The following is a 516-nucleotide window of genomic DNA, read 5'->3' as shown; positions in this document are numbered from 1 at the left end:
ATCAACACAGACGAATTTAGAGAGATTCTAGAGGGTATTAGAGATGCCTCTAGAGTGCAGGTGATAGCAGTAGGAAATACGATTCCTGTAGCCATTGATGCAGCTTTTAAGTTCAATGAATTAGGTATACCAACAACTGCAGGAACGATCTGGGAAACTCAGCTCTCTTACTCTTTTACTTTAGGTAAGGGAGATGTCTTAATAGCCATCAGTAACTCAGGAGAATCAGATAAAGTATTAGAAGCAGTTAAAATCGCAAATAACAATAAAGCAATGACAATAGGTATTACTAATAGTCCTCACTCAGCGATTGGTGAAGAAGTACAATATCATATAACAACAGCAACTCGTGAAAAACTTTTCCTTGATGAATTCTGTTTCTCTAGAGTTTCAGCAAGTACAGTGATAGAGATTATCTTCTTGTTCTTGACAGAAATGATAGAAAACTCACATAAATCCATGATCAAGTGTGAAGAGATGTTTGCGGTAGATAAAAGATAATAACAAGATGGACAG

Annotated in this window: 1 protein-coding gene; it reads left to right on the top strand. The window is 36.2% G+C overall.

What is annotated here, in order from left to right; genetic code table 11:
* Positions 1-501: SIS domain-containing protein (locus B2S90_RS00920; protein WP_286696394.1), on the top strand; the 501-nt coding region annotated here is incomplete at its 5' end.
* Positions 502-516: the final 15 nt, after the last annotated feature.

The organism is Catenibacterium sp. UBA627 (genome assembly GCF_002299355.1).
Classification (GTDB): Bacteria; Bacillota_I; Bacilli_A; order Erysipelotrichales; family Coprobacillaceae; genus Catenibacterium; species Catenibacterium mitsuoka.
This window is presented reverse-complemented; position numbering and strand designations above follow the sequence as displayed.